Origin of the sequence: Rhodopirellula europaea 6C, from assembly GCF_000338295.1 — a bacterium.
In the GTDB taxonomy this organism is placed as follows: Bacteria; Planctomycetota; Planctomycetia; order Pirellulales; family Pirellulaceae; genus Rhodopirellula; species Rhodopirellula europaea.
This window is the reverse complement of sequence record NZ_ANMO01000021.1, coordinates 1-6,597: the sequence shown is the minus strand read 5'-3', so window position 1 is coordinate 6,597 and position 6,597 is coordinate 1. Positions and strand designations below refer to the sequence as shown.

At 56.8% G+C, this 6,597-nt stretch carries 5 protein-coding genes; 2 read left to right on the top strand and 3 right to left on the bottom strand.

Translation table 11 applies throughout. The features are described 5' to 3' along the window. Nucleotides 1-446: 446 nt before the first annotated feature. Both RE6C_RS01610 and RE6C_RS01605 read right to left on the bottom strand, forming a co-directional pair. A complete protein-coding gene (locus RE6C_RS01610; RefSeq protein WP_008653228.1) occupies nt 447-1,220 on the bottom strand; it encodes a gamma-glutamyl-gamma-aminobutyrate hydrolase family protein in 774 nt (257 codons plus the stop codon). Between the two features lie 487 nt (nt 1,221-1,707). Continuing rightward, nucleotides 1,708-1,917 carry a hypothetical protein gene (locus tag RE6C_RS01605; protein ID WP_008653227.1) on the bottom strand — a complete coding sequence of 70 codons (210 nt, stop codon included), beginning with the start codon at nt 1,915-1,917 and terminating at the stop codon, nt 1,708-1,710. 105 nt (nt 1,918-2,022) lie between these two features. On the opposite strand from RE6C_RS01605, the gene RE6C_RS01600 reads away from it, so the two are divergent. Then, on the top strand, nt 2,023-3,144 hold the full coding sequence (locus RE6C_RS01600) for a 3-oxoacyl-ACP synthase III (protein WP_008653226.1): 1,122 nt from the start codon (nt 2,023-2,025) through the stop codon (nt 3,142-3,144). Nucleotides 3,145-3,393: 249 nt separating this feature from the next. After that, nucleotides 3,394-4,356 (top strand): TraB/GumN family protein, encoded by a 963-nt coding sequence (locus tag RE6C_RS01595; protein ID WP_008653225.1) that lies wholly within the window; start codon nt 3,394-3,396, stop codon nt 4,354-4,356. 274 nt (nt 4,357-4,630) lie between these two features. Here the strand turns inward: RE6C_RS01595 and RE6C_RS01590 are convergent, their stop codons facing one another. Further along, nucleotides 4,631-6,112 (bottom strand): hypothetical protein, encoded by a 1,482-nt coding sequence (locus tag RE6C_RS01590; protein ID WP_008653223.1) that lies wholly within the window; start codon nt 6,110-6,112, stop codon nt 4,631-4,633. Nucleotides 6,113-6,597 lie beyond the last annotated feature (485 nt).

Sequence of the window (6,597 nt, the reverse complement as noted above, 5' to 3'; positions counted from 1 at the left end):
CAACCCTCCCCGGCCCGAAGCGGGCCGACCCTCCCAAAGGGAGGGTGAAATAAAACTGCACGACCTCTCTGATAGGGGTAGGGAAGTCCGGTTGAGCCGGACTCCCATACCTATCGGTACCTGCGAGTCCAAAAAACAACCGGGCACGCTCCTTTGGAACGTGCCCGGTTGGACTTGTCAGCCGTGACTTGCTTCGTTGTTGAATCGCTTTCCGATCGGGCCAATCCTCGACCTCCACTAACCTTCATCCTTGAAGGCGAGGGGCTTCTGCGAAGAAGCCCCATTCTCACCGGGTTCGCTGCATCAGACGATGCTTCCGTGCTGCCATCCCGCCAATCCTTTGGCGGAAAACGGTTCTCGCGGGACAACCGTGGGCAGCGAACCCGGTGGGATGGGATCAAAAAATTCGATTCATCAACATCCTCTCCGTAGTGTGGTTTCGAATCTCAAGCGACCAAACGGTAGGCTTCGTCGCCTTCTTTGGCGGGGGCGTCTTGATTGCGGTCGCGAACGGCGTCCACGAACTCTTCGAAGATGCGAATGTCCAAAGCCGAAGCGGCTTCGGATTCGGGGTGGAACTGAGTTCCCAAAGCGAACCAATCGATCATTTCGCTTTCGATCGCTTCGATCACGCCATCGGGGCAACGAGCGGTGACGCGGAATCCAGGGGCGACTTCATCAATCGCCATGTGGTGACGGCTGGTCACGCGAATCTCGCCGTCGCCGTAAACGCGGCCGATCAACGAGTCACTTTCGACGTTGAGAGTGTGCCGGTGATTGACGTCTTGAGCGTCAAAGTGTGGCACGGCTTCGGGCAAGTCTTCTTTGATGTGCAAGAACAAGTTGCCGCCTTGCTGGACGTTGATGAGCTGCATGCCAACGCCAATGCCGAAGACAGGCATGCGGCGTTCAGCGATTTCCGCCATCAGCATGCGGTCGCTGGCTTCGCGAGCCGCATCCATTGGATGAACGCTGGGGTGAAGCATGAATCCGTCGTTGCGAGGATCCAGGTCGCCGCCTCCGATGAACAAGAAACCCTCGACAGCGTCCAAAACTCGGCTCACCGACTCTTCGTCAGCTTGCGGAGGAACCAACACAGGAATCCCGCCCGCGTTGATGATGGCTTGGTAGTAACCAGATGCGATGTAGGCGAACGCGGGGGTGCTACGAGCGGCGGCACGGAAGTCGGCGTTCAAACCAATCAGGGGCTTGCGCGTCATGAGAAGATCCTCTTCATATCGGCGTTAGGGAGCCCGCATGGGTCAAGCATTCGATGCAGCAGTCGGTTGCTAAATCAAATCGAGCGAGATGCAAATCCGCGAGGACTCAGTCGTATGATGCCGCCTGCCGTACCTGCAGGGAAAAGGGCTCTCATGTGAGACTCATCCAGCTTGAATCATCTTGAAACAGGCTGGTCGTTTTGCTTCCCGAACTTTTCCAATGAGGGATGTGATAAGCGGCGCGGCGACAGTGTCGCGTCTGATGAGCGGGAGATTAGAGGTCGTGTTTCACATAACCAAGCAAGAACGATATATTGTGAAAAGGCTGCTCCAGCCCACTACGGGTAGTGCTAGCAAAGGCCTTTTTTGCTAGCAAAGCGTGTTTTCAAACACGAAATCTACACTTTTTCACATGTAATCTGGGTGCATACTGAACTCGCTAGTGGAAACGATCGGATCACCCCCTGTCTACGAAATGACTTCTCACCTACCAACGCGGATCGCAATCTTTCAAAAGCCGCCATATGTAGACATTGGCGTGCTTCCCCATGAACGCATTTTCCAGTTCACTGGCGTTGCTGCCGTGGCCTGAATCGTTGCCGATGTATGCGGTGCCTGCGATACGGCCGCATGCATTGATCGCTAGCTCGCCGATTCGTCGATCGCCAACAATCTGGTAACCTGTTTCGCGACTCATTGTTCAACACACCTTGAAAATCACTCCTTTTCAAGATTCATTCAAAGACGTGCCAGATCGAAGGCTCAATTTCTTTCGGGCTTAGGCACTGGAAGGACCGCAGCTGTGCATTTTCCTGACGTCGCGTTGGCATCCATCGGTGTCACGATTCCCAAAGCACAGTGGACCAGCGAACAGATTGAAAAGGATCTGCTTCCGTTGTACTCCCGCCTGAAATTGCCCGAAGGCCGACTGGCAATGATGAGCGGCATCGACAGCCGGCGTGTTTGGGAACCGGGCACCGTCCCCAGCGGCCCCAGCATCGAAAGCGGTCGCAACGCCTTGGAAGCCGCCTCGGTCGCCCCAAACCAAATCGGGGCTCTTATCCATGCCAGCGTTTGTCGCGACTTCCTCGAACCCGCCACCGCCTCGCGAGTGCATCACGAGCTGGGCCTGTCACCGGACTGCTGGGTCTACGACGTTTCAAACGCTTGCTTGGGTGTTCTTAACGGAGCGGTCCAGATCGCTAGCATGATCCAGTCGGGAATGATCTCCGCCGGTATCGTTGTCGGAACCGAGAACAGCCGACCGTTGATGGAAGCGACCATCGCGTCGCTCAACGCCGACGATCGGCTCACGCGAAAGACCGTCAAACCTGCCTTTGCGTCGCTGACGATCGGTTCGGGCAGCTGTGCATGGTTGCTGACCCAACGCGACCTCAGCCCCAACGCAACGATCCTGGAACACGCGATCGCACGCGCCCACACGGCCCATCACAACCTTTGTCGCAGCGATCAAGACACGGCCGGGGCGGGCATGCAACCGTTGATGGAAACGGATTCTGAAACACTGATGGCCGAGGGCATCGCAACCGGCGTGGCGGCACTGAATGAGCTAATGCAACAATCCGGCTGGTCTCGCGACCAGATCGACCGTTCGGTTTGCCATCAAGTCGGTTCGCGACACCGAATTGGCATGCTGGAAGCGATGCAGTTGCCGGAAAACAGCGACAGTGTGACCTTTCCGGCTCTCGGCAACACCGGTTCAGTCGCTCTGCCGTTGACCGTCGCCGCGGCGGCCGCAACCGGAGAATTATCCCCCGGACACCGCACCGCGATGCTGGGCATTGGGTCTGGGATCAACAGCGTGATGATTGCCGCGAAATGGGGCGAAACCGCAATTGCCGGCGATTGGGCCGGTTTGCTGGACGAATTGGCTCCGTCGCGACTGGCTGCCGCGACGTCCTGAGCCACCATTGTCCGGGGTGTTTGCATCGCAGCGTGCGCCTTCGATGAGCCCTTTCCGGGCCTGGAACCGATGCACTTCGTCCCCGCAGCAAATCATTTGCTTGCCGGAAATCGTTTCTGGCGCTATGGTGAAAGCGGGCAGCCTCTTTCCTACTGACTTTGAGCGATCTCGATGAAACGCCATTTTCTCCCCCGACTCTCAGCGTGGCGGGTCGCCTTCCAATCCATTGGGCACCGTCTCTCTCGCAGAGTGCGAACCAGCGGTTTGGCAATTTGTCTGACTACCGCCCTTGGCTTCGCACCCGTCGTTGGCCAAGAACCTGCCGTTGCAGAAACTCAGGTCGCGGAAACACCTGTTCAAGCAGAAGTGGGAACGCCAGCTCAGCAACCCGCTGCTGAAACCGAAACAGCCAAGCCTGCCGAGGAGCCGGCCTACGTTCGTGTTCACGAAGTCGACGGCAAACCCAACGCGTTGCAAACCGCAACGGTTCAGTTCCTTGGCCAACCCGGCACCCGTTATGACGGGGCGATTGTTGACTTGGTCGGCGTCGTCCACATCGGCCAAGACGAGTACTACACCGAACTGAAAGAACAGCTCTCCAAGTACGATTCCGTTCTGTACGAATTGGTCGCACCCGACGGGACTCGCATTCGACCCGAGGACCTCGAGGAGCGGCGATCGATTTTGGCTTCGGTTCAAACCGGCATGAAGGACATGTTGAACTTGGAGTATCAACTGGAAAAGATCGACTACATGGCCGAGAACTTTCGCCATGCGGACATGAGCCCCGATGAGTTTGTCGAAGACCTCGAAAAACGCGGCGACAGCGTCTGGAAAATGATCGCTCGAATGCTGGGCGCCGGAATCGCTTCCCAAGCCAAAACGGGCGGTGACGCGGGTTTGATGATGGCGATGTTCAGCGGCGAAGATCGTCCCAAGAACATGAAGCGTGCGATGGCCCGCCAGCTCGTCGACATTGAACTGGTGACCGCTGGCATGGACGACGCCAACGGCGAGAACACATTGATCAAAGGTCGCAACCGCAAAGCGTTTGAGATTTTGAAGGAAGAGCTCGACGCTGGCAAGGAAAACATCGCCGTGTTCTACGGAGCCGGCCACCTACCAGACATGGCCGAACGTTTGGAAAACGACTTTGGCATGAAAGCCGTCCAAACGACCTGGTCCGATGCCTGGGACCTGACCCGAAACTGAGCCCCTAGTCCGCCGATCCAGATAGCGGATCACATTGAGCCCGGTGAACCCCTCACCAGGCAAGCCACCTGCTTCTCACAAAGCCAAACTTAGCTTCACACCGACCTGTGGGACGGTGGTCCCCAACGTGAGTCCACGCAAACCAACGTAAAACTCGGTGGAGATCCACCGAGCTACAGACTGCTCTCGAGAAACCAGCACGTCATTGCAACCGTAGCCCGCTGGGGCCCTCCAGCGGGCATCCCAGCAGCACATAAAACATTGCAATCGCGAATTACGGTCGCAGGATTTCGTTGTTGCGTTGCACGCGTTCTTTCTGCTCGGTGTAGATCTTCGGCAGGTTGTTGGGCAACGACTTCGGAGCCAAAGATTTCTCGGGAGCAAAGTCTCGTCCACGAACGGCCGATCCAAGCGGCGTTGTCAGCGAGTCATCGATCGTCTTCAGATAAGCCTGCAACTTCCAAGCAGGAATGACTGTCACACCATTCTCCGTGGCTTCCGCCTTGGCTTTCCCGACCGCGGCAATCTCGCTGGCATTCTCCGCTTGATCGTCCAACCGCTCCGCTTCGCCAATCACCAAGAATCGAACGCTGCTGTCAAACGTGCCTTCGCGAGTTCCATCGGTTCGCAGAATCGCGGCGACTTCCGCACCGGCGGCACGAATCATCGAAGAAATCTCCGTGGTATCGGGTCGGTTGTCGTCGTCGATATCGATGTTGTCCATCAACGCGATCTTCACGCGACGTCCTGGCGACCAGAACGGTGAGTAGATTTGGTCACCAGGAATGATCGGATAACGAATCTCAGGCAACGCCACCACGCGAGCTTCGGCGCGGTGATCGCCCAACAGTTTGGTGACCTGAATGGTCGCCTTGATCTTCGCATCCTGCAGGCGAGTTTCGTCGCCATCGATGACACCAAACGTGACACCAGGAGTCAGTTCATCGGCCGATCCCAAGTTGATCGTCACGACATTGCCATCACGATAAACGTAGCTGATCAAACCTTGCGTGCTCTCGAAGTTGGTGCTTCGCAGTCGCACGAGTTCTTGCCGTTGGTTTTCGATCGTGTTGGACAATCGGCTTTCCAACTGCTGCAGCTCGTTGATCTCGGCGGTGACCTTGTTTCGGTACGTCGTGAACTCAGCAATCTTCTTCTGCAGGCTATCGCTGGTTCGTTCTGTCGTCAGCTTCATTTGCTGGCGATCTTCGGCAAACTTGGCTTGTTCTGTTTCCAATTTCTTGTTCGCGTCGTCGCGGCTTTTCTCTGCGACTTCCTGTGCTTTCAAAGCCACTTCGATGTCGCTGTCGGCTTGCGAACGAATTTGAGTCGCTTCATCGCGAGCTTGGCTGTACTGGACGTTGCGGTTGCGAATCGCATTGACCAAGAAATCAGGGAGCGCGGGATAGTTGCGGTTTTGCGGATCGACCTCGGGGCCGAACAACGCCATGTCACGCGCAAAGTTCTGCTCAATGATCTCCATTTCAGGATCGTCACCGCTGCTGGATGTCAGCTGGTCGAATTGAGCCTGGCTCAATCCTCCCACACCAAGCATCGCCTTCATCAACGTCGCTTGGCTTTGCATTTCCCGCAGCTCACTGTCTCGAGTCTGCAGTCTTTCCTTGGCACCCGCTGCTGTCTCAGCTTGCGTGTCGCCCCAACTCCAAAAGAAGAAGTTGAGCGCCAAAGAAAGCACCAAGAAAATCAGGCTGGCAATCAAGCTGCCTCGGATCACTGAATCGTCGCGTGCGGCCATGGGGGCGGTGAAGAGTAGGAGGAGATGGAGTGCCCGTGCGAGGGCAGTCGGACCAACTTGGGTCGCATTCGTTGCGTGTTGACTCTACGAACAGGGACCACCGTTCAGTTCGGAACGGCGGACCACCTGCCTCTGCAAATAGCGATTGTATTCAGAGATGACCGGAAACGCATCTTTTTGACACACAATTCAGCCTGAAACTGTCTGGGCGATCGCGCAAACCCGCCGGTCTGCTCCGATTTTGACGGCGAAAGGTTCCCTGAACCGCCCGAGGGAACACCACACCCCCAAGAAACAAGCCAGAAATCTCACACTTCCACCACCTGTAGCACGGTGGCCCCCAGTGTGAATCCCAACACCTGTCACGTCCCAGCTCGCTGGGACCCCAGCGACCTACATCAGCCGCTCGATCACCAACATCCCCCCACGACACCCCATCCGTAGCCGGCTGGGGCCCTCCAGCCGGCATCCATAAAACTAGCCGC

Coding starts and splice junctions, on each gene's coding strand:
- RE6C_RS01610 (WP_008653228.1), bottom strand. CDS start 1,220: ATGACGCGCAAGCCCCTGATTGGTTTGAACGCCGACTTCCGTGCCGCC.
- RE6C_RS01605 (WP_008653227.1), bottom strand. CDS start 1,917: ATGAGTCGCGAAACAGGTTACCAGATTGTTGGCGATCGACGAATCGGC.
- RE6C_RS01590 (WP_008653223.1), bottom strand. CDS start 6,112: ATGGCCGCACGCGACGATTCAGTGATCCGAGGCAGCTTGATTGCCAGC.